At 35.1% G+C, this 23,107-nt stretch carries 23 protein-coding genes; 18 read left to right on the top strand and 5 right to left on the bottom strand.

All coding sequences use genetic code 11. The annotated features are described in order from the left end of the window. Window positions 1-99: 99 nt before the first annotated feature. The gene (locus tag VF726_RS26845; RefSeq protein WP_440173255.1) at window positions 100-837 is read left to right on the top strand and encodes an N-acetylmuramoyl-L-alanine amidase; all 738 of its coding nucleotides are present in this window, start codon (window positions 100-102) and stop codon (window positions 835-837) included. A 316-nt stretch (window positions 838-1,153) separates the two neighbouring features. On the opposite strand, the gene VF726_RS26840 is transcribed toward VF726_RS26845, so the two are convergent. Beyond that, complete coding sequence (locus VF726_RS26840; RefSeq protein WP_440173253.1) at window positions 1,154-1,738, bottom strand: LysE family transporter; 585 nt, start codon at window positions 1,736-1,738, stop codon at window positions 1,154-1,156. 59 nt (window positions 1,739-1,797) lie between these two features. Here VF726_RS26840 and VF726_RS26835 point away from each other — a divergent pair, with 59 nt between their 5' ends. Together VF726_RS26835 and VF726_RS26830 are read left to right on the top strand one after the other, a co-directional pair. Continuing rightward, a complete protein-coding gene (locus VF726_RS26835; RefSeq protein WP_440173251.1) occupies window positions 1,798-2,412 on the top strand; it encodes a helix-turn-helix domain-containing protein in 615 nt (204 codons plus the stop codon). 742 nt (window positions 2,413-3,154) lie between these two features. Further along, the gene (locus VF726_RS26830) at window positions 3,155-4,264 is read left to right on the top strand and encodes a DUF4183 domain-containing protein (RefSeq protein ID WP_440173250.1); all 1,110 of its coding nucleotides are present in this window, start codon (window positions 3,155-3,157) and stop codon (window positions 4,262-4,264) included. A 65-nt stretch (window positions 4,265-4,329) separates the two neighbouring features. Here the strand turns inward: VF726_RS26830 and VF726_RS26825 are convergent, their stop codons facing one another. Further along, window positions 4,330-4,620 (bottom strand): DUF4183 domain-containing protein, encoded by a 291-nt coding sequence (locus VF726_RS26825; RefSeq protein ID WP_262743567.1) that lies wholly within the window; start codon window positions 4,618-4,620, stop codon window positions 4,330-4,332. A gap of 463 nt (window positions 4,621-5,083) precedes the next feature. Between VF726_RS26825 and VF726_RS26820 the strand changes: the two genes are divergently transcribed. Then, window positions 5,084-6,364 (top strand): exosporium glycoprotein BclB-related protein, encoded by a 1,281-nt coding sequence (locus VF726_RS26820; protein WP_440173249.1) that lies wholly within the window; start codon window positions 5,084-5,086, stop codon window positions 6,362-6,364. A 621-nt stretch (window positions 6,365-6,985) separates the two neighbouring features. On the opposite strand, the gene VF726_RS26815 is transcribed toward VF726_RS26820, so the two are convergent. Then, complete coding sequence (locus VF726_RS26815; protein ID WP_440173248.1) at window positions 6,986-7,618, bottom strand: cupin domain-containing protein; 633 nt, start codon at window positions 7,616-7,618, stop codon at window positions 6,986-6,988. A 229-nt stretch (window positions 7,619-7,847) separates the two neighbouring features. Here VF726_RS26815 and VF726_RS26810 point away from each other — a divergent pair, with 229 nt between their 5' ends. From VF726_RS26810 to VF726_RS26800, 3 genes are all read left to right on the top strand, one after another. Continuing rightward, the gene (locus VF726_RS26810; RefSeq protein ID WP_429606261.1) at window positions 7,848-8,153 is read left to right on the top strand and encodes a luciferase domain-containing protein; all 306 of its coding nucleotides are present in this window, start codon (window positions 7,848-7,850) and stop codon (window positions 8,151-8,153) included. A 92-nt stretch (window positions 8,154-8,245) separates the two neighbouring features. Continuing rightward, window positions 8,246-9,556, top strand: a complete 1,311-nt coding sequence (locus tag VF726_RS26805; RefSeq protein WP_440173247.1) for a phytoene desaturase family protein — start codon at window positions 8,246-8,248, stop codon at window positions 9,554-9,556. After that, window positions 9,534-10,397, top strand: coding sequence for a sigma-70 family RNA polymerase sigma factor (locus VF726_RS26800; RefSeq protein ID WP_440173245.1), 864 nt, complete (start codon window positions 9,534-9,536; stop codon window positions 10,395-10,397). Before VF726_RS26805 ends, VF726_RS26800 begins: the two co-directional genes overlap by 23 nt. Before the next feature lie 40 nt (window positions 10,398-10,437). On the opposite strand, the gene VF726_RS26795 is transcribed toward VF726_RS26800, so the two are convergent. Further along, window positions 10,438-10,596, bottom strand: coding sequence for a hypothetical protein (locus VF726_RS26795; RefSeq protein ID WP_001100983.1), 159 nt, complete (start codon window positions 10,594-10,596; stop codon window positions 10,438-10,440). Window positions 10,597-10,899: 303 nt separating this feature from the next. Here VF726_RS26795 and VF726_RS26790 point away from each other — a divergent pair, with 303 nt between their 5' ends. The 3 genes from VF726_RS26790 to VF726_RS26780 all read left to right on the top strand — a co-directional run bounded on the left by VF726_RS26790 (window position 10,900) and on the right by VF726_RS26780 (window position 13,778). Continuing rightward, window positions 10,900-11,493 carry an O-methyltransferase gene (locus VF726_RS26790; RefSeq protein WP_440173243.1) on the top strand — a complete coding sequence of 198 codons (594 nt, stop codon included), beginning with the start codon at window positions 10,900-10,902 and terminating at the stop codon, window positions 11,491-11,493. A gap of 314 nt (window positions 11,494-11,807) precedes the next feature. Continuing rightward, the gene (locus VF726_RS26785) at window positions 11,808-12,920 is read left to right on the top strand and encodes a toxic anion resistance protein (RefSeq protein ID WP_141539182.1); all 1,113 of its coding nucleotides are present in this window, start codon (window positions 11,808-11,810) and stop codon (window positions 12,918-12,920) included. A gap of 24 nt (window positions 12,921-12,944) precedes the next feature. Continuing rightward, complete coding sequence (locus tag VF726_RS26780; RefSeq protein WP_440173242.1) at window positions 12,945-13,778, top strand: DUF3974 domain-containing protein; 834 nt, start codon at window positions 12,945-12,947, stop codon at window positions 13,776-13,778. A 55-nt stretch (window positions 13,779-13,833) separates the two neighbouring features. Here VF726_RS26780 and VF726_RS26775 read toward each other — a convergent pair whose 3' ends face one another. Continuing rightward, window positions 13,834-15,387, bottom strand: coding sequence for a glycoside hydrolase family 10 protein (locus VF726_RS26775; protein ID WP_440173240.1), 1,554 nt, complete (start codon window positions 15,385-15,387; stop codon window positions 13,834-13,836). A gap of 226 nt (window positions 15,388-15,613) precedes the next feature. Between VF726_RS26775 and VF726_RS26770 the strand changes: the two genes are divergently transcribed. The 8 genes from VF726_RS26770 to tdcB all read left to right on the top strand — a co-directional run bounded on the left by VF726_RS26770 (window position 15,614) and on the right by tdcB (window position 23,065). Next, window positions 15,614-15,919: a PTS sugar transporter subunit IIB gene (locus VF726_RS26770; protein WP_440173238.1), complete on the top strand. Its 306-nt coding sequence runs from the start codon at window positions 15,614-15,616 to the stop codon at window positions 15,917-15,919. 11 nt (window positions 15,920-15,930) lie between these two features. Beyond that, entirely contained in the window at window positions 15,931-17,214 is a 1,284-nt protein-coding gene (locus VF726_RS26765; protein WP_440173236.1) for a PTS sugar transporter subunit IIC, read from the top strand. Window positions 17,215-17,292: 78 nt separating this feature from the next. Next, entirely contained in the window at window positions 17,293-17,559 is a 267-nt protein-coding gene (locus VF726_RS26760) for a hypothetical protein (RefSeq protein WP_440173234.1), read from the top strand. Between the two features lie 16 nt (window positions 17,560-17,575). Then, complete coding sequence (anmK, locus tag VF726_RS26755; RefSeq protein ID WP_440173233.1) at window positions 17,576-18,724, top strand: anhydro-N-acetylmuramic acid kinase AnmK; 1,149 nt, start codon at window positions 17,576-17,578, stop codon at window positions 18,722-18,724. 19 nt (window positions 18,725-18,743) lie between these two features. Then, entirely contained in the window at window positions 18,744-19,643 is a 900-nt protein-coding gene (locus VF726_RS26750) for a BadF/BadG/BcrA/BcrD ATPase family protein (protein WP_440173231.1), read from the top strand. A gap of 132 nt (window positions 19,644-19,775) precedes the next feature. Beyond that, window positions 19,776-20,324, top strand: coding sequence for a glycerol-3-phosphate 1-O-acyltransferase PlsY (gene plsY, locus VF726_RS26745; RefSeq protein WP_440173230.1), 549 nt, complete (start codon window positions 19,776-19,778; stop codon window positions 20,322-20,324). A gap of 69 nt (window positions 20,325-20,393) precedes the next feature. Beyond that, a complete protein-coding gene (locus VF726_RS26740; protein ID WP_440173229.1) occupies window positions 20,394-21,977 on the top strand; it encodes an aminotransferase class V-fold PLP-dependent enzyme in 1,584 nt (527 codons plus the stop codon). Between the two features lie 86 nt (window positions 21,978-22,063). Then, window positions 22,064-23,065, top strand: coding sequence for a bifunctional threonine ammonia-lyase/L-serine ammonia-lyase TdcB (gene tdcB, locus VF726_RS26735; protein WP_440173227.1), 1,002 nt, complete (start codon window positions 22,064-22,066; stop codon window positions 23,063-23,065). Window positions 23,066-23,107 lie beyond the last annotated feature (42 nt).

The raw sequence follows: 23,107 nt of genomic DNA, 5'->3' as shown, positions 1-23,107 counted from the left end.
GATTAGTGCCCTAATTATTGTTTGCTTGAGCTGTACAGGATATTTGACCGGACAATAAGACTAGCTTTGAATATATTAATAAAAAAGGGATGTGGAACAATGGCTAGATATAGTTTACATGGAGGTCACAATAGTATTGTACAAGGGGCAAATTATGGAAATCGGAAAGAACACATTATGGATCGACAAGTTAAGGATGCAGTTGCTGCTAAATTAAGAGCATTGGGTCATACAGTTTATGATGACACTGATGAAGTAGGGACAACACAAGCGCAAAATTTAAATAACATCGTATCTAAAACAAACTCACATGATGTAGATTTAGTAGTTTCATTTCACTTAAATTCATATGATACGAAAGCTAACGGTGTTGAAGTTCTGTACTATGACCAACAAGCTTTATCAGCAAAAGTAGCGGCGCAACTTTCAAAAGATATTGGCTGGACAAATCGTGGTGCTAAGGAACGAAAAGACCTTTATGTATTAGCGAATACAAAAGCACCTGCAATTTTAATTGAACTTGGATTTATCGATAATGAAGCAGATATGGCAAAATGGAATCCAGATAAGATTGCAAATTCAATTGTGTATGCTTTAACTGGGCAGTCTAGTGGGACAACTCCGCCATCTAAACAAAATATTATTCAAACAGGAGCTTTTTCCCCTTATGAAACACCTGATGTGATGGGAGCATTAACATCTCTTAAAATGACGGCCAACTTCATCTTACAATCGGATGGTCTAACATATTTTATCTCTGAACCAACTTCAGATGCGCAGCTTAAAGGAATGACGGATTACCTTGATCGTAAAGGTTGGTGGTATGAAGTTAAGTAAAGAGTTTGGTTTGAGGAACAGTATATTTAAAATACAATCGGCACAAAAAAAGAGGATTACTTTTAATGAGTAATCCTCTTTTTATAATTTTATCCCGCATTAACAGGAAGTAAGGCCCCACCTAAATTCAGCAAAAGTAAAGAATTTAGGTGGGGATCGGACTGATTAAAGACTCGCTTTTTTTCGTATGAATTAGATTAGATAAAGGAGACTCCTCCTGTCTTGAAAATTAATAAGTATTGCATGAGAGAGTTTTATTGGACATCTCAGCTTTATAGGCAACACATAGTATTAAATAGAAATTTAGAATTTGAATTTAATTGGCTAAAATTGAAATAGCGCTAAACATTAATAAAACGGCCATAATGATATTAAATGATTTCGTATGCTTTAATAAAAGTTTTTGAAACATGGAACCAAATAAGCTCCAACTAAATGTACTCATTAAGCCGACTACACCTAGAAATAATGAAAAAAGTAGATAACTTGAATATGAATTGTAGTAAGGGAGAATAAAAGTTGATACTACAGTTAGTCCGAATAGTATTCCTTTAGGATTAACAAACTGAAGGAAAATTCCCACTGTGAATAAATTTTTATTATATTTTTCATCAGGATCTGCACTAGTTTTACTAGTGAGTATTTTAAAAGCTAAATATAGCATATAAGCTACACCTAAAATTTTTAAAGGCAATTCGATTATGGGTAAGATATTGATGAGTACAATATTAAAGAAACTACATAAGGAAGTGAGGATGAAGAAACCGAAAGCGACTCCGAAGCAAAATTGCATACTTCTTTTTAACCCATGTTGATTGGCGTATGTCATAGCTAAAAAATTGTTAGGTCCGGGTGTGAAGCTACTTATAAAAACAAATAACAAAAAAGAAAATATAGGCATTTCAAAACCCCCTAATTATTTGGTGTATGTTATAATGACCGAAAAGAACAATATAACGTGTGCTTTTTATTATACATAACGGTCGTTATATTGTATATAGTGTAGGGGTGTTTTTTATGGAAGAAATTCAACTTATTTTAGCAAAAAATTTAAAAACAATACGTGAAAAAGAGAAAATGAGTTTAGAAAAGGTCTCTCAATTAACAGGTGTGAGTAAAACGATGATTGGACAAATTGAACGAGGAGAGTCAAGCCCAACATTAACAACGATATGGAAAATCGCTAATGGTTTAAAAGTGTCTTTTACTTCTTTAATCAATAATCCGCAACCAGATACGAAAGTTGTTTTACGAAATGATGTACAAGTATTATCAGAAGACAATGGGAGATATAAAGTGTATCCTTCCTTTCCTTTTCAAGATGATAGGAACTTTGAAATCTATACGGTTGAAATTGAAACAGAAGGAAAATTAAGTTCGGAAGGCCATAAAGAAGGGACCGAAGAATTTATTACGGTGTTTGAAGGGGAATTGACAATTGAAATAAATGATTGTAAATATAAATTAAATAGCGGTGATGCAATGCGCTTTAAGGCGGATAGACCACACTTCTATCATAATTCCGGAAGAACGCTAACTCGGTTAAGTATGACCATCTATTATCCGGTTATATAAATTCATTATTGCATAAAGAATATAAAGAAAAGTGCGTTGATAAACCATCTATAAAAGATGGTTTTATTTTTGAAATTCATAAAAAAAGGACACTCGTTTGAGTGTCAACATAGTATTGCTCTCGCGTATAGGATTGGAGTTTGTTTCTCAAATACATTTTGAGATGGTTTGCATTTAAGAAACTGTCTTCTTATTCAATGTAACATTGGCAGGGGGCAGTGTAAATTGATAATGTATATACGGAAAATTTAGTATAGATAATTTCTACTATGAATATAGTGTAATATATTTATTATTCCGTATTAACGAGCGGTAAAATTCCTACCTCAAATTCAGGTGGAGCAAAGAAATTAAGTGGGGATCGAACTTGACGTAAACACCCAATTGATTTAACTAATTATATATAGGTGATGGACCAAACTCCTACTGATTCAACTTTCACTTTTTTTACTTAAGTTTTTAAGATGGTTTCTTATAAAAAAATGAATCATTTTTTAATCGATTCGTATAATTGATAGAGAGACATATGGTGAAGTGGAATTATAATATTAATTTGAAGTTGATATTGTGGAATAAAAAAGTAGAGCCAGGAAGTGAAAGTTTTTGTAGTAGTTATAATAAAGATAAAAAGTTAAATAAAGTAATCACTTGGAAAGTAAAAGAAATAGCAAATAAGTTATTCTTTAATAATAGATTTATAATGATTTGAATGAATAAAAAAAATGTGGAATGAGGTATTAAATTGAACCGCAAAGATAAATCATCGTTGAATAAAGGTATGATAGGACCTGAAAATATTGGACCTACCTTTCCGGTTCTTCCACCGATTTATATTCCAACAGGAGCAACGGGAGTAACAGGAGCGACTGGAGTAACAGGGCCAACAGGCATAACAGGAGCAACAGGAGCAGCGGGCATAACAGGAGCAGCGGGCATAACAGGAGCAACAGGAGCAGAGGGCATAACAGGAGCAACAGGAGCAACAGGAGCAACAGGAGCAACAGGAGCAACAGGAGCGACTGGAGTAACAGGAGCAACAGGCATAACAGGAGCAACAGGAGCAACAGGAGCAACAGGAGCAACAGGAGCAGAGGGCATAACAGGAGCAGCGGGAGCAACAGGAGCAACAGGAGCAGCGGGAGCAACAGGAGCAGCGGGAGCAACAGGAGTAACAGGAGCGACTGGAGTAACAGGGCCAACAGGCATAACAGGAGCAACAGGAGCAACAGGAGCAGAGGGCATAACAGGAGCAGCGGGAGCAGCGGGAGCAACAGGAGCAACAGGAGCAACAGGAGCAGAGGGCATAACAGGAGCAGCGGGAGCAGCGGGAGCAACAGGAGCAACAGGAGCAGAGGGCATAACAGGAGCAGCGGGAGCAGCGGGAGCAACAGGAGCAACAGGAGCAGCGGGAGCAACAGGAGCAGCGGGAGCAACAGGAGCAGCGGGAGCAACAGGAGCAGCGGGAGCAACAGGAGCAACAGGAGCAGAGGGCATAACAGGAGCAACAGGAGTAACAGGAGCAACGGGAGTAACAGGGCCAACAGGCATAACAGGAGCGACAGGTTTAACAGGACCGACTGGAGTTATCGGTCCCATAACAACAACTAATTTATTATTTTACACTTTTGCAGATGGAGAGAGGCTTATATATACAGATTCAGATGGAATAGCTCTATATGGAACAACTCACATATTATCTCCTGATGAGGTTTCATATATTAATTTGTTTATTAATGGAATACTTCAGCCACAACCATTTTATCAGGTTAGTACAGGTCAGCTAACTTTATTGGATGATCAACCACCATCGCAAGGTTCATCAATTATTTTGCAATTTATTATTATTAATTAAAAAAGACAGATTCTTAAATTAATAAAAAGAATCTGTCTTTTTGTTCTACATTAAAATAATTAACATTAAGTGACGATAAATTCAATTGTGATTGGAATTCCGCCGTCTAATGCATCTCCGCCAGGAATTGTAATAGCACCAGTAGGTCCAGTAGTAACACTGGAGTTCACACTAGGTTGAAGAATGCCGTTTACATATAAGTTGTAATACGTAAAAGTCGGAAAAGTAGTTGCAGTAGTACCGGCATCATTTAAACAAGCTGTTGCAGCAATTGCGAAAGCTGCTCCAGTTCCAGTTCCAGCACTTAGTGTAGAGGTGAATCTTCTAGATGCCATAAATGGTTGAATAATAGGCAATTAATTCTCACTCCCTAAATTGTTTTTTGGAACGAAGTATACAATAACTTGTCCACTATATTGTATGAGAGTTTTTGATAATAGAAACGGCTTTATGATAATAGAGGGAAAACAATTTAAGTAAAGGTATTATTGTTATTTATTTGAAAAGGTGGTGTTATTACTTGTTAGTTATTGGTTATATGCTAATGCTTAGTTTTAATATTTAAATTAAAATGTGCTTTTGGACCTAAGAGATAAACGTGGAAAAATAAAATAAACTCTTAAGTTTAGGTGTTTAATCTAAGCAGTCAATTATTAAAAACATATAATTAATATGTGAGTCATGAACATAATTAAATATTGTTTTAAAGTTTAATTATAATTCATGTTTCCTATTTTAAGTGAATGAAACCTATGCACGATTTTATAGTTCTTATTAATAGGAAAATACTCAATTATAAAATAAGTAAGGAGGAAATTAATGTCACATAATAATTGTTTTGGTCATAACAACTGCAATAATCCGATTGTTTTCACTCCAGATTGTTGTAACAATCCACAAACGGTTCCGATTACTAGCGAACAATTAGGTAGATTAATCACTTTACTAAACTCTTTAATTGCGGCTATTGCAGCGTTTTTTGCAAATCCAAGTGATGCAAACAGATTAGCTTTACTCAATTTGTTTACGCAACTATTGAATTTACTAAATGAATTAGCACCTTCTCCAGAAGGGAATTTCTTAAAACAATTAATTCAAAGTATTATTAACTTACTACAATCTCCAAACCCAGACCTAGGTCAATTACTTTCTTTATTACAACAATTCTTCAGTGCTCTTGCACCATTCTTCTTCTCTTTAATTATTGATCCTGCAAGCTTACAACTTCTATTAAACTTATTAGTTCAACTAATTGGTGCTACTCCAGGAGGTGGCCCAACAGGTCCAACAGGTCCAACAGGTCCAGGAGGCGGAGCAACAGGAGCAACAGGAGCAACAGGGGCAACAGGAGCAACAGGCCCGACAGGAGCGACAGGAGCAGGAGTAACAGGCCCAACGGGAGACACAGGAGCAACAGGAGCGACAGGCCCAACAGGTCCAACGGGAGACACAGGAGTAGCAGGCCCAACAGGTCCAACGGGAGACACAGGAGTAGCAGGAGCGACAGGTCCAACAGGAGACACAGGCCCAACAGGAGCAACTGGCCCAACAGGTCCAACAGGAGCAACGGGAGCAACAGGATTAACAGGAGCAACAGGAGCAACTGGTGGCGGAGCTATTATTCCATTCGCTTCAGGTACAACACCATCTGCGTTAGTTAACGCATTAATAGCTAATACGGGGACACTCCTTGGATTTGGATTTAGTCAGCCTGGTGTAGCTTTAACAGGTGGAACTAGTATCACATTAGCATTAGGTGTAGGTGATTATGCATTTGTAGCACCACGTGATGGGGTTATTACGTCATTAGCAGGTTTCTTTAGTGCAACAGCTGCATTAGCTCCACTATCACCTGTTCAAGTGCAGATACAAATATTAACTGCACCTGCAGCGAGTAATACGTTTACAGTACAGGGGGCACCTCTATTATTAGCACCAGCATTTGCTGTAATAGCGATTGGTGCTACAGCATCGGGAATCATACCTGAAGCTATTCCAGTAGCTGCTGGAGATAAAATACTGTTATATGTTTCATTAACGGCAGCAAGTCCAATAGCTGCAGTTGCTGGATTTGTAAGTGCAGGTATTAATATCGAATAACTTGTGGTAATGTATTCTGTATATAGCCTTTCCTAATTTTATTAGGAAGGGCTATATTTTATGGGAAGATAGGTGATAAATCAATTAAGAAATTCTTCATTGTTAAGTTGGTATAAAAGGAAAATTAAAATGTATGATTTACACTTTATTGTTTATGGAATAAGTTATGCAGTTAAAAAATTACCTATAAATAAAAAAGATGAATTCTATTTTTAATAGAATTCATCCATTACATAAACGGTATACAAGAAAAGTAAGGTATTTATCGTGAGCGCTGAAATGTTATAGTTCAAATTCGTAATAAACTATTTGTTTTTATTACAGTTACATCCTTTTTTCTTTACATAGCCTTGTTCAGCTAAATCTCTTTGCGATTGGGAATTGGAAGATTGAGAGTTCGAAGACTGAGAGGATGTTGATGAACTACTATTTTTATTATGAGAGTAGTTTTTTCGATAGTTATAATTACTCATAGTACTATCACCTCCAATTAAATATATAAATATTATATGTATGTACTCTATTAATTGTTACGATAAAAAATAGGAATGGAGGGTAAACAATAAAAAATCTCCTACGTATTTTCCGAGGAGATTTTTTATTGTTTATTCATGATATAAATTAATATCCCCAGTATAGAGGGAAATAATATGAATCTTGATAATATAAATTTTGTTGTGGACTAGGAGGCTGAGTTGGTGTGTCTATCATTCTACGGTTTTGATTGCAGTTTGCTGGAGGACCAATTACTGTAGTGGATTGAATAGGGGATACCGCTTGTTTCCATTGTTGTTCATCAATACAGTAAGTATGAGCCATTATATTAGCGGGTGTTAAGCGTAACATATCAGAACCAAAAATAACTTCTGGTGTTGGGGCGTTGAAAATAGCTAATAAATGTGTACCATCTGCTGTAGCGACTTCATAATGCCACCACGCTTGTGGAATGTTGGCGACTTGCCCTGGTTGTATCGGTAAGTTTAATATTTGATTTGTAAAAGGATTCAGTAAAGAAACAACTGCAGATCCTGAAATACAGTAAACAAGTTCAGCTGCATTTTGATGTATGTGTGGCTCTATAACATTTCCTGTACTTAAATAGATATCTAGTAAAGAAGTATTTTCTATAGTGTTTAATTGTTTCACACCAAGTACGTTTATATAATTTTGTGCATCTTTCTGGAAAAAATTACTTTTACTTAAATCATGAGTGAAATTAGTTGAGGGGGAAGTGTAGTCGATAGTAGAAGTCATTTGTATTACCCGCCTTTCTATAAGTAAGTTAGGTTACAAAATTAGGGTATGTGTCTAGTGTTTATTTTGTGCAATTGTTGGCAGCTTAATAAATTCGCTTATTCTATAAAGAATAAGGTATTAAGATTAAACTATATTCGTATTCACGTTCATACTTTGGATTGATGGAAAAAAGTAATGAAAGTGTTAATTTAAAATTATATCAATCATTTATAAGGAGTGAATGTCCATGTCATTTAGTGAAATGATTAGAAATGAAGTGCTCAGCTGGGCGGGTGTTTCTGAAAAACCGCATCGATTTGGTGGCATTGAAATAAATTATGGTAAGAAGGAACTTGGTCATCTGCATGGGGATAAGTTAGTTGATTTACCATTTCTAAAGTTAAAGCGAGATGAATTAGTGAACCAAGGATTGGTGAAACCACATCACGTATTACCAGAATCAGGTTGGATAAGTTATTATATAAAGTGTGAAGAAGATATTCCATTTGCAATTGAGCTATTCCGTATGCAATATGACCGAATAAAAAAGTAATGAAATAAAGTAGAGTAATAAAAAAATCTTTATGTCACATCCCTCATTAATCGTTCGTCTTGTATGTAGAACGGATAAGGAGGGATTTTATTATGAAAAATTTTGATGTAGTAATTGTTGGTGGTGGGCTTGCTGGATTAACAGCATCTATATATTTAGCGAAAGCTGGAAGGAAGGTTATTGTATTAGAAAAGTCCAGTCACTTCGGTGGTCGAGGGAGGACTATAAATAAAAATGGCATTTGTATGAATCTTGGTGCACATGCTTTATATAGAGGTGGAGAAGCGTTTAAAGCTTTTAATGAGCTAGGTGTAAATCTGCCAGGTGGAGTTCCATCTACAAAAGCACATGGAATATGGAAAGGGGATATTTTTACCATCCCAACAGATTTTCGCTCTATTTTATCAACACCGTTACTTTCTTGGTCTGCAAAAGTACAGTTCTCTCGTCTAATGATTCATTTAGGGAATTTAGATATAGGAAAAGTGTCGAAAATGAGTCTATCTACATGGGCGGAAAAGGAAATTAAAGATCCAATGGTTCGAAATATATTTTATGCATTATGCCGTACAACAACATATACGTATGCTCCTACAATACAATTAGCATCTTCGGTACTAAAGCAAATACAGCTTTCTATGAAAGAAGGAGTACTTTATGTAGATGGTGGTTGGGAGACGATCATAACAAATTTAAGGAATATTGCGAGTGATAGTGGTGTGCAATTTCTGTCTAAAAAGCATGTGTTGAAAATAGAGCATTGTGAAGGGAAACAAAGAATACAATGTTTTGACGATGAAGTATTTGAAGCAGGTGCCGTCATTGTAACAACTCCGCCGAAAGAAGCTTGTAAAATAATAAAAGGTGCAGAGGGAACAAGTTTGCAAAAATGGTGTGAACAATCTATACAAGTGACCGTGGCAGCGTTAGATATTGGTTTAAAACAATTACCGAATCCTATGCATCATTTTTCTTTGGGATTAGATCAACCAATATTTTTCACAAATCAATCGAGAGCAGCTAAATTAAGTGAAGATGGATCGATTGCAGTGAGTCTAATTAAGTATCATAACCCTGTGCTAGAATTGAATCATTTTCAACAAGATAAAGAACAGTTAGAAAGTATGATGGAATTGTTACATCCGAACTGGAGAAGAGAAGTTGTCGCACAGCAATATTTACCGAAAATTACGGTAGTACATGATTTTCCTCATATTGACCGTGTTGAAAAACCAGGCCCTAACATACATGAAATGCCAGGTATTTACGTTGCAGGAGATTGGGCAGGGCACGATGAAATATTAGCTGATGCTGCAGTAGCAAGCGGAAAACGTGCAGCGTTACACATTTTAAAGCAATTCGAAAGTGGGGCAGTACATCATGGAAACGGAGCAGTTGTATGAAGCGTATCAATCATTATTATTTTCATTAGCATACAGAATCCTTGGGAGTGTTATGGATGCTGAGGATATCGTTCATGACGTTTTTATCTCGTTAAATAATATAGAGGACGTTCAATCTATAGAAAATATGAAAGCATATTTATGTAAAATGGTAACCAATCGCTCAATTGATAAATTACGCTCGGCAGCACATAAACGGAACGTATATGTCGGAATGTGGTTACCAGAACCATTTGTGGAAGAGACTGATGACCCAACAGAGTCATTTGTAATGAAAGAATCAATTTCTACAGCATATTTATTACTTTTACAACAATTGTCAGAGGTAGAGAGGGTTGTCTTCATATTAAGAGAGGTTTTCGGTTATGACTACGAAGAAATCGCTTCAATTGTTGATAAGAGTAGTGTGAATTGCCGAAAAATCTTTCAACGAGCACGAAAAAGTATTTTAGATAAGCCGAAGCAGTCAAAGTTAAGTACGAAAAAAATGGCTGCTTATGTTGAAAAGTTTGTATCATCATTACAGTGTGGGGATGCGCAAGGCATGTTAGAAGTATTAAAAACAGATGCGATATTGAAAGCAGATGGTGGGGGGAAAGTTACAACTGCAGTTCATCCAATTTACTCTGCAGATAGAATTATACGTTTATTCTTTGGGATTGGGAAGAAGTTCCCGCCAGTGTACAATGTTGAGTATAAGATAGTAAATGGTGCCCCTGGTGTTATTGTTAAAGTGAAAAATAAAGTGACTTACGTGCTTTCATTTACATTTGAGAATGAAAAAATCGCAAACATTTATATGATGGTTAATCCTGAAAAACTTATACACTTAAATGAATAGTATAAAAAAGACGCATTTCTTTAGAAGTGCGTCTTTTTTATTATTTCTCTAACATTTCAAGAGGTACATCTTTTTCGCCGGCTACCTCAAATTTAATTTCCCCGTCTTCTTCATAAATACGTGAAATAATCGGTATAGTAATCATTAATTTTTTATGCTGTTTTCGCTTTCGAGCAGCATCTAAGCTAATCACGTTCATTGTAAGCATCCTTTCTTCTAGAAATATATAAACAAAAGAAAATGCGTCCGGAAAGGGCGCTTAATTGAATTTGAAATACCGATTCATTTAATTGGGGTTTATATGATTTAATAACTGCAATTGAATTAAAAATAGTATGAATGGAATAATTGCACGTAGAAATTAACTTTACCAAAAAACGAAACAATATGCTATAAAAAAATTTAAATCTTTGTCGTATAACGAGAAAAAGATTTTCGTTTCGCATATAATGAAAGTAGACGGGCAGCAAGAGCTTTTTCATCATATTGCTTTGGAAAGGCGATGAAAAGAATGGATACGTTAGATTCATTATTATTTCAACTTGAACAATATGGAGAAGAGCATGATCGAAATAAAAAAACAAGGGAAGAAAAATTACGGAATATTTCTCGTGAGATGGGGCAGTTTTTATCAATTTTAGCAAAAGGGTGTAGCGCAAAAAACATCTTAGAAATTGGAACTTCTAATGGTTATTCTACATTGTGGTTAGCTAACGCGGTAGAAGAAACAAATGGAAATGTAACAACTGTAGAGCTTTCTTCAGAACGAGTTGGAGAGGCACTTGTTAATTTTGAAAAGGCGAACCTTATAAAAAGGATTGATGTTCATAATCAAGAAGCAGGGGCATTTTTAGATGCGCAACTAGATCGTTCATTTGATTTTATTTTCCTAGATTCAGAGCGTACGCAATACATGTGGTGGCTTGAGCATATAAAACGCATTTTACAACCAAAAGGTATTCTTGTTGTTGATAATGCAACTTCTCATGCAAGTGAATTAGCCGAGTTTAGAAAAATGATTGAAGAAGATGAAATGTTTGAAACGGTGTTATTAGCATTTCAAAACGGAGCATTTGTAGCGCGCAAGAAGAAATAAGATAAAGCGTAATATAATTATCACATTGAAAAAGGGTGTATGTCAAAAGATTGAGTACAGTAGTATAGGAAGAACATCCTTTATATACGTAACATACGAAGAATCCGCCTTCAGCATGTTGTTCTCTAGGTCTTAAGTCTGAGGAAAATTATGTTGATTACAGGTATACTTATAGTAAGAAACAGGGAATGACTGCATAAACAGGCATTTCTAAATAAATCGATTTCAAGCAATCAGAATGAATATGAAATACGATATAATAGATGAAATATAGTGCATATAAATTCGCACATATAAATAAAGGAGCGATTTTGTTGACTGAACTCGAGAAAAAAGAACCTGTATCGATTGTGAAAGATAATAACGTAGAAATAGTGGTTGATACAGTTATAAAAGATGCGGAATTAGAGGAACTGAATAAAGAAGCTGATCTTTATGTACAAAAGTTAAATAGCGAGCAAAATACAGATTTATCAAAAGTATTGTCTCAGCTAGGAGATTTAGGGGATAAAGAGCAACAAGCAGCAGGACAAACGTTGTCAGCATTAAAACGTCCTGTTACAGCGATGATGAATGGAAAGAACGAAGAAATTCCAAATACATTGTTAGAATTACGCAAAGTGGTATCAGAGCTTGATCCGAATTCACTAAAAGCAAGTGGTATGAAGAAAATTATGTTTAAAGTATTCAAGAAAAACCCACTTGAAACATACGTGCATAAATATCAATCTATAGATAAGCAAATTGAGGAGATTATAAGATCCCTTCTAATTGGTCGTGACAACTTACAAGAAGATACAGTTGGTCTTGAAATGCTTAAAGAGCAATCACACGATAAAATTCACGCACTTGATAAGCAAGTATACTTAGGGAAAAAACTTGCTGGCATGCTGGAAGCTGAGAAACAAAATCCAGAACGTCAAAGAGATATTCCATTAATTAATGATGCATTAGAAAAGATTTTAGTGCGTACGCGTAATATGCAGCAAGCGAAGAGTGTGTTATTACAATCTATCGCATCGGTAGACATTATTAAGAAAAATAATGAAAAGTTAACGGAGGCAATTCGTAATGCCATTACGATGACGCAAAATGTTGTAACAGTTTCTGCTGCTATCCAACTAGCATTAACAAATCAACGTAAAACAATTGATGCAGTGAATGCGACAAATGAAGCAATTGAATCAATGGTATTAAGCAATTCTCAAGCATTAAAACAAAATACAGAAGAAACAACAAAACTTCTTGAAAATCCTGCAATTAGCATGGATAAATTACGCGAGTCATTCCAAAACGTATTCGCTGCAATTGAAGCATCTGAAAAATCATCAGAACGTATTATCGAGTCAAGTAAGAAGTTTGTTATTGAACTAGATACATTTAATGATGAAATGAAACAAAAACTCATTCAGCGCCCAAGAAAATAGCAGACTTTTAGAGGAGGTGAAAAAATGAGTTTCATTCAAACCGTATTAGTACTATTGGGTACATTGCTTTTAATCGCATTTACTGTCGTTGTTTTAGTTGTATATTTCGGACGTAAACTGTATTTTTCATGGGCGAAGCCATATAAAAGAGCACACGATTCTTTAGATAAGTTATCGAATAAATCATTACCATTTCTACAAGAATTTACACAACATCCACTCTTTTATCGCTGGATTCGTACGGAAGGAAAGAAAGAACAACATACATTAAACACTCTTTTCTGTGCATCTGGGCAACGTACTAGAGAGCAAGTATTTTCAATGTTACCGAAAGAAAAACAGAAAAAAGTACATGTAATGGCAAAAAAAACGAAAAAACTTACAAATGAAGATATTGATGTAGCGGCGATGAAAGTAAAAGATTTTTTAAGACAAGAAACGCAGCAAACAGTAAAACCGACAGACTTATCGTTTTATAAATTGTATTTTTATGATCGATATCCAGATGCATTAAATACAATTCAAGCGTATAAACGCTCAATAAATCCTTCATTACAACGAACGGTTGATGATATTACAATTTCAGTATTAAATGCTCTTCCGTATTATCAAGAACAACGCATGTTTGAGCAACAACATAAACTTGAAACGTTTTTAATGAAAGATTTAACAGCGATGCTATCGTTAGTCGTACAATTACCACCTTCACAACGACCAGAAAAAGAAGAAGAATTAAAAAACTACTTGCAAAATTTCCAAAAAGAAATGGAAGTAGTTGAGCGAGACATTCGTGACTCGATTGATCACGATTTGAATGTGAAGATGAGAGCAGCGACTGAGAAGTTTAAGAATAAATAAAAAAGGCGCCTTAAAGCTATAATACTGGGCTTTTAAGGCGTTTTTTTATTAGCTGTTATTTTGCTTTAACTGTAGTTTTACTAGAAGCAACGCTTTCATTATGCAATCGATCAACTGCAGTTACTACATACGTATACGTTTCTCCAGAAATAGCCGTTTTATCTACATAAATCTCTCCAAGTTTTGTTTTTCTTACAGTAGTAAGTAAATTTTTTGGGTTTTGTATATCCACTTCATTTTTTCCATTCACACGGTAAATGGCGTAATAAGCAGAGTCATTCTCTCTATTGTCAATGATACCTACAGCAATACCTTCATCTCGTGGAATCGCACCTTTTAAAGTCGGTTGTTTAGGTGGATCATGATCAAGCCAAGGCATAGGGGGGATTAGTGCAGGGTGTTTATATATGTCATTTGCGAGTCTATCTTTAACTCCAAGTGGATTTTTATTCATATCTTTTAAGCTAAAATGCATACTACCTTTTATTTCAGGATATAACCGATTTAATCCAATTTGTTTTGGGTATTCTTCTGGATCAGACCAAGCAGGGACAGAGTTATTATTAATTTTATAGGCCGCCTGACCGATGTATAGGTGAATCGGTTTATTATTTGTTTCTTTTACCCACCAATCTATTAATATGTCATATGCAGCTGGTGTGAAACCAATATTCCAGTAAATTTGCGGTGTAATGTAATCTATATATCCTTTTTGTATCCACTCACGTGTATCAGCGTAAAGGTCATCATAGTTTCTTTGACCTGCGGTTGTGTTAGAACCAGTCGGATCGTCGGCTATATTTCGCCATACACCAAACGGACTTATGCCAAACTTTACGTATGATTTTTCTTGTTTAATAGCAGTATTTAAACCTTTGACAAGTTCATTTACATTGTCACGTCGCCAATCCTCTATATTTGTAAATCTACCGTTATTATACGTTTCGTACGTTTTTCGATCAGGGAATTCTTCACCAACTACTTTATACGGATAAAAATAATCATCCATATGTATCGCATCAATATCGTAATTTTGTACGATTTCTAAAGCACCTTCTGTTATAAATTTTTTCACTTCTGGAATTCCAGGGTTGTAATATAATTTTCCGCCATATGATACAACCCAATCGGGATGTTGTCTTGCAGGGTGATTGTCTGATAATCGATTTATATCAGTATGATTCATCGTTATTCGGTATGGGTTAATCCATGCGTGGAATTCTATATTTCTTTTATGTGCTTCTTCAATCATAAATGCGAGCGGGTCGTATCCAGGATCTTTTCCTTGTGTGCCTGTAATGTATTCAGACCAAGGACCATAATTAGAAGGATAAAAAGCATCAGCGGTTGGTTTTATTTGTACAACGACTGCATTCATACCAGTGTTTTTTACATCGTCTAATAATCTAATAAACTCTTGTTTTTGCTTTTCAATAGGTAAGCCAGTTTTTGAGGGCCAATCAATATTAAGAACAGATGCAATCCATACAGCACGTAATTCATGTTTTTTGTACGTAGTATTTACTTCAGCATAAGTTGAATGAGGGGACATGAAAGGAATAAAAAAGATGACGATACAACATATCATTAATATACGTTTAACGATCATTTATACGCCTCCCTATCATATGATTATCTAATATATTATCTGAGGTGGGGTTGACCTTGCAATTGAGAAAATAAATATTGAAACATTAATTTAATAGGAAAAATATTTTTATTGAAATTTACTTTCATTATAACTAAATCGTTTCATTACTTCATATGCTTGTTAGTAAAGTGAAACTTCCTTTCATTTGAAGGGGAATAAATTATAAGTATAGGAGGATTAATAAATGAAAGTATTGTTCGTTTGTTCTGGAGGAATGTCCAGTGCAATAGTTGTAAACGCTTTAAAAAAGGAAGCGGAGAAAAAAGGTGTAAACATGGAAGTCCATGCAATTGGAACAAGTGAGGTAGAGGAAGAAGTAAAAAATGGCTGGGACGTTGTAATGGTTGCACCTCAAATCAGACATAGATTTGATTCTGTTAAAAAATTTGCAGAAGAGGAATCTATCCCATGCGGTATCATACCGCCGCAAGCATACACGCCGCTTGGTGGACCGACTTTGTTAAAAACTGTAAATGATTTAATTAGTTAGGGGGAAGCGTTATGAATAAGTTTGTCACGTTTCTTGATAAAAATTTATCTGGACCGATGGCAAGGCTTTCTGAACAGAGGCATTTACAAGCAATTCGTGATGGAGTTATTTCTGCGTTACCATTTATTATTGTAGGAAGTTTCTTTTTAATCCTAGCATTTCCACCATTACCGAAAGATAGTTTCATATCTGTTTGGGCGTTAAAAAATCAAACGAGTATATTAATACCATATCGTTTAACGATGTTTATTATGTCTTTATATATAGCATTTGGAATAGGATATAATTTAGCGAAAAGTTATAAGCTAGATGCTTTATCAGGGGCACAGCTTGCAGTATGTTCATTACTATTAACATTAACGCCTGAATTAATTGATAAAAAAGGGTTTATGCTTCCGATGACAAATCTCGGAGGTCATGGATTATTTGTGACGATGATTGTTTCTATTTTATCAGTGGAGATTTTAAGGTTTTGTAAGAAGAAAAACGTAACGATCAAAATGCCAGAACAAGTACCACCATCAGTAGCGCGTTCATTTGAAGCACTTATACCTGCGGCTTTCGTTATTATAATTATGAGTCTTATTACGGTTGTTTTTAAAGTGGATGTACATTACGTTGTGGATAAATTAGCAGCACCGTTAGTTAAAGCCGGTGATAGTTACTTTGGTGTTATCATCCCTGTATTTTTAATTACATTTTTCTGGTCTTTCGGAATACACGGTGTATCTGTTGTAGGTACTGTCGCAAGGCCGCTTTGGGATGTGTATTTAGGGAAGAACGGTGAAGCAGTAGCAAGTGGGGCAAGTCATTTTCCATTCATTGCACCAGAGCCGTTTTATCAATGGTTTATTTGGATTGGTGGTTCGGGCGCAACGTTAGGACTTGTGTTAGCTATGATTGTATTTGGACGATCAAAATATTCGAAAGCACTATCAAGAACTTGTATAGTGCCTGGCATTTTTAATATTAATGAACCAGTTATTTTCGGTTTACCGATTGTATTGAATCCCATTTTAATTATTCCTTTCGTTATTACACCGCTAGTAACAGCTACTATAGCTTATTCTGCAACTGCAATGGGATTTGTAACGCCAACACATATTATGCCGCCTTGGACCTTGCCAGCTCCAATTGGTGCATATTTAGCTACAGGAGGAGATTGGCGTGCAGTTGTATTAGTTTTAATAAATATAGCAATATCATTCCTTATTTATCTACCATTTTTTAAAATGTACGACAAAAATATGCTTGAAATTGAAAAGAATGGGGACGGAGAATCTGTTAATTCATAAGTTTTATACTGTATGTATGAGTGATAGGTATTTTGCCTATCACTTCTTTCACATGAAATTCAGAGAGGGTGAGATGGGATGAATATAAAATTTAGCTATAAAGGTGTATTTTTATTGCTGTTTGGAGTGATATGTGCGAATTTCCTTTTTGTACCTTTATTAAGAATGCTAAATCTATCACAAATGCATAGTGTGTGGCTTGTTACAAGCATCGCAGCAAGTATTTTGCTTACAGTAGTTGTTTCTTTTATTGATGGATCGTTTGCATCAAAAACTCAGTTGTTTTTTAGATTTATATTATTTTCGGTCGGTTGTACGTTCGTAACTTACATCATTGTTTTTTAGTAAAGGGGAGGTCGTTATGTATATTGCTGGGATTATGTCCGGTACTTCATTAGATGGAATAGATGTAGCGCTCGTTCATATAGAAGGGAGTGGTGTAGAGTCTAAGGTCGAACTCATCCATTTTACTACAGTTCCATTTTGTAATGATATGAAAAATGAAATACAACAAGCATTATCAATAGAAAATTCAAATGTCCAACTCATATGTAGTTTAAATTTCAAACTCGGTTTATGTTTTGCCAATGCTGTAAAGGAAGTTTGTAAAGATGTCAATTTTCCTTTGAAACAATTAGATTTAATAGGTTCTCACGGACAAACGATTTATCATCAGCCAAAGCAAGATGGTTGTATGATTCCTTCTACATTACAAATTGGAGAACCAGCAGTTATAGCGTATGAAACGAATACGACAGTTATTTCGAATTTTCGAACGATGGACATGGCAGCAGGGGGACAAGGTGCACCACTTGTACCATATTCAGAGATTATTTTGTATCGCCACCAAACTAAAAATAGACTACTACAAAATATTGGCGGGATCGGTAATGTTACCGTTATACCAAGTAAACTAAGTAAGAAGAGCGTTATAGCTTTTGATACTGGTCCAGGGAATATGATAATGGATGAAGTATGTCAAAGATTATTTCAGTTGTCATATGATCAAAATGGTAAGATTGCAAAACAGGGAGTAGTTGTAGAAGAGGTGTTAACATATTGTATGAACCATCCATTTTTGAAAATGAATCCACCGAAATCAACTGGTAGAGAACAGTTTGGAGAAGAATTTGTCAGTGAGTTATTGAAGCGGTTTGAAAAGCATAGTAAAGAAAATATATTGACGACTGTTACGATGTTTACTGCAAGTTCGATTGTTTATCATTATAAGGAGTTTATTCTGCCGTATTATGAAATCGATGAGGTAATTCTAGGTGGTGGCGGAAGTTATAATGATACACTTGTAGGAATGATACGGCATGGATTGAAAGAAGAAAAATGTACATTATTCCTTCAAGAAGATATAGGTTATTCTTCAGAAGCGAAGGAAGCTATCGCCTTTGCCATTTTAGCAAATGAAACGTATCATCGTAATCCGAGTAATGTGCCGAGCGCAACTGGTGCTAAGCTATCTGTAGTTCTAGGGAATATAACATTCCCTCCAATTTGAAATGAATGGGGCGGAATATATGAAATATATGATTGGAGTAGATGGCGGGGGAACAAAGACTGAAGCAATTGCATTTGATAAAGACGGAAACGAACTTGTAATAGCTACAAGTGGTTTTGGGAATATATTAATAAATTTTGAAGAAGCTCTTTTTCATATTATGGAAGCAATTGATCAATGTCAAAAAGGATTATTAAATGAGCATTGCGTTTGCATTTGTTTAGGATTAGCGGGTGTAAGTGGAGCAAATACAAATGAATTAACAGTACGTTTAAAAAAGAAGTATGGAACACCAATTGAAATATTTAATGACGCAATGATCGCACAAGCAGCTACCTTAAAAGGGAAAGATGGAATTTTAACAATTGGCGGTACAGGCGCAATTTGTATTGGAAAGAAAGGAGAAGTGTACGAGTATAGCGGTGGATGGGGACATATTTTAGGGGATGAAGGAAGTGGGTATTGGATTGCGTTACAAGGTTTAAAGAGGATGGCAAAGCAATTTGATCAAGGGGTTACACTTTGCCCATTAAGCATAAGGATTCAAGATGAGTTTCAACTTTTGACGTCGTCTCATATAAAAAGACTAGTTTATAGTTCTTCAAAAGATAAAGTGGCAGCAATTGCACCATTCATTATTGAGGAAGCGAGAAATGGGAATGATGATGCACATGAAATTATAGTGCAAGCGGCTAAGGAATTAACGAGAATTACGGTGAATATTTACAATAAAATGCAGTTTGATGTAACAACTTCAATTGCAATAAGTGGCAGCATTTTGCGTTTCGTTCCTGAAATATATGCTGAATTTAAGAGATGCTGTGAGAAAAGTATGGGAGATATTACATTTGTACCACAATCAGAACTAGCGGCGAAAGGAACATACTATTTAATGAAAAATAAATATTTTAAAGTATAAATGTATGAGAATTTTTGTATGATTTGTAAATATATGATGTTAAAATGTATGAAGGGATGTAGATAAAAAAGTACGATATATATAGTTCTTGAATATTGTATATGTATTCCCATGTAGAAAGTGAATGATTACATGATTAATAGTATGCAGTTTTTGTATTTGGTGGTTTCTTATTTATTTGGAAACATATTGACCGCTTATATAGTAACGAAATGGAGACATAACGTTGATATTCGGGATGAAGGAAGCGGAAATCCTGGTGCAAGAAATATGGGGCGCGTATATGGAAAAGGATATTTCGTCGCTACATTTTTAGGTGATGCAATTAAAGGGGCGATTGTAGTTTCTATTGCAAAATACCTTTTTGAAGATTCTACATTTGTAATGTTAGCTTTACTGGCTGTTTTACTTGGACATATTTACCCAATTGTATTTAAAGGCAAGGGTGGAAAAGGTATATCAACATTTATTGGAGGATTAATCGCATTTGATTATTTGATAGCGCTTACTCTTGTTGCTGTTTTTATTATTTTTTATTTAATCTTTAAAGGATTTACGAAGCCAGGTTTAATTACAATCGCTTGTTTACCAGTGTGCATGATTTTGTATTCTTATTCTATTGTTACGACTATTTTAAGTGCTCTTATCATTGTACTTATTTTATATGTAAATCGAGAATGAAATGAATTTTTAATGAGTGGAGTTAAGCTCCACTTATAATTTTTATTAAATACATAAAGGAGATACGACATGGGGTTAATTTATAAAGTTGCTGATCAAGCTTGGGAATTTGAACATATACATAGATTAAATTATAAAACATTTGTAGAAGAAATTCCGCAACATGAAGAATCGAAAGATCGTGTTCGTATAGATCGTTTTCATGAAGAAAATACATATTTAATTTGTTTAGATGACGATAAGTTAGTAGGTATGGTTGCGTTGCGAGGAAAACGACCATTCTCGTTAGACTATAAAATTACAAATCTAGATTTGTATTTGCAAGAACATGGAGAAAACGTATATGAAATTCGTTTACTTTCAGTAGAACGTGAATATCGAAATGGAAGAGCATTGTTAGGTTTAATTCGCTTTTTACATCGTTATTTGCTTCTAAATGGATATGAATTGGCACTCATTTCTGCTACAACACGTGAACTACCTTTATATGAGCAAATGGGATTCAAATCTTTCCATACGTTAGTCGGTACAGAAGAAGCAGCTTTCCAGCCAATGTATGTTACTCCTGCTATGTTTGAAGCATCGAGTGTTGGGGGTATTATGACGAAAGAGTATACGTTTTTACCTGGTCCAGTAGATATTGAAGACAATGTTCGAAAGGCATTTTCTAATAAGCCTATTTCACATCGTTCTAAGTCATTTCAAGTGACGATGGAAAATGTGAAAAAACGTTTACTGCAAATGACAAAAGTAAGACGTGTGCAGATCATGTTAGGAACAGGGACGTTAGCGAATGATGCCATTGCTTTACAGTTACGTTCTTTAAAAGGGGAAGGACTAGTATTAACAAATGGGGAATTTGGTAATAGATTAGTTGGACATGCAGCTCGTGCGCAATTACATTTTGATACGTATAAAAAAGAAATGGGAGAACCATTTATTTATACAGAGTTAGAACAAATTTTGGGAACGGGTAATTATGAATGGCTTTGGTTCGTTCACCATGAAACATCAACCGGAATGTTAAATGATCTAGACGAGCTAAATGTTTTATGTAAAAAGTATAAAGTAAAACTATGTGTAGATTGTATCAGTTCAATTGGAGCGATACCGATAGATTTAAAGGGTGTATATTTTGCAAGCGGTGTTAGTGGAAAGGCAATTAAATCGTTTACTGGAGTATCTTTTGTTTTTCATAATCACAATGTGAAAGTAAATGAGGCATTACCAGCCTATATGGACATTGGTATGTACGAAGAAAATGAAAGCATTCCATATTCTCATTCATGGAATTTAATTTATGCTTTGCAAGAAGCATTGAAGAGATTTGAGGATGAAAAAGTATATGTGAAAATTAAAGAAACATATGATTATATGGAAGAAGCTATTACTAGTATAGGGTTAAAACTTGTTTCACCTAAAGAACATGCCGCGCCAATTATACTTACTATTGTATTAAGCGAAGGTCTCTCTTCTAAAGCAGTAGGAGATGCGTTAGCGTTACAAGGATATATCGTCCATTATGAATCAGCGTATTTACAAAAGAATAACTGGATCCAAATTGCATGCCTGAATCATTATAAAGAGCGTGATATGAAGAGGATGTTGAATTGTTTGCAAATGTGTGTATTACAGAGCGGGGTTCATATATAAAGAATTGCCTTTAACGTAGATGGTTTCGTATAAAGGAGCTGCGACTTACGAAAACTTAGGAATAGAACATTAGAAGAGGTGTTAGTATGATAACTAAAAAACTACCATTACATATAGCAGACATTAAAAAAGCTCAAAACATTTTAGACAGAAATGCCCGTAAAACGCCATTAGTAAAATCTTTTTATTTGACTAGTAAAACGGGCGGAGAAATTCACTTGAAATTAGAAAATATGCAATTAACGGGTTCTTTTAAATTCCGTGGTGCATTTAATAAAATGTCACAGCTAACAGATCAGGAAAAAGAGAGAGGAGTAATTGCTTGTTCTGCTGGAAATCATGCACAAGGAATTGCATTATCTGCTCATTTACTTAGTATTAAGAGTAAAATTGTTATGCCAATTTCTGCACCTCAGGCGAAAGTTGAAGCAACTAGAGGATATGGATCAGAAGTGATTTTATATGGTGAAACTTTTGATGATGCGAAGGCAAAATGTGAGGAGATTATTAAGGAAACAGGTGAAACATACTTACATCCATATGATGATGTAGAGGTAATGGCTGGTCAAGGTACAATCGGTTTGGACATTCTTGATGATATGTGGGATGTTGATACTGTCATTGTACCAATTGGCGGAGGTGGAATTATTTCTGGTATTGCTGTTGCATTAAAATCTTTTAATCCATCCATTAATATAATTGGTGTCCAAGCAGACAATGTTCATGGGATGAAGGCATCTTATGACAAAGGTACAATTGTAGAACATTATGAGGCACCTACAATAGCAGATGGCTGCGCAGTTAAAATACCTGGCGATTTAACTTTTGAAGTAGTAAAAGAATTAGTAGATGATATCGTAACGGTATCAGAAGGTGAATTAGAAGTAGCGATGAAAGACTTATTACAACGTGGTAAAGCTGTTGTAGAAGGTGCTGGCGCATTAGCTACTGCTGCTCTACTTGCGGGGAAAGTGGATCCATATATTAAAGGGAAGAAAGTAGTCGCGGTTATATCTGGTGGAAACGTAGACTTGCAGCGCATTTCCAGCGTTTGTGAGCAATTCTTTGTAGCTAATGAAGTGAAATAGTATTTTTAAAAATAGTGTTAAGAATGAGGAGCTAAGAGGATT

The sequence above is a fragment of the Bacillus sp. Brlt_9 genome, assembly GCF_051948935.1.
Taxonomy (GTDB): Bacteria; Bacillota; Bacilli; order Bacillales; family Bacillaceae_G; genus Bacillus_A.
The sequence above is the reverse complement of the archived record's forward strand: the minus strand, read 5'-3'. Positions and strand labels throughout refer to the sequence as shown.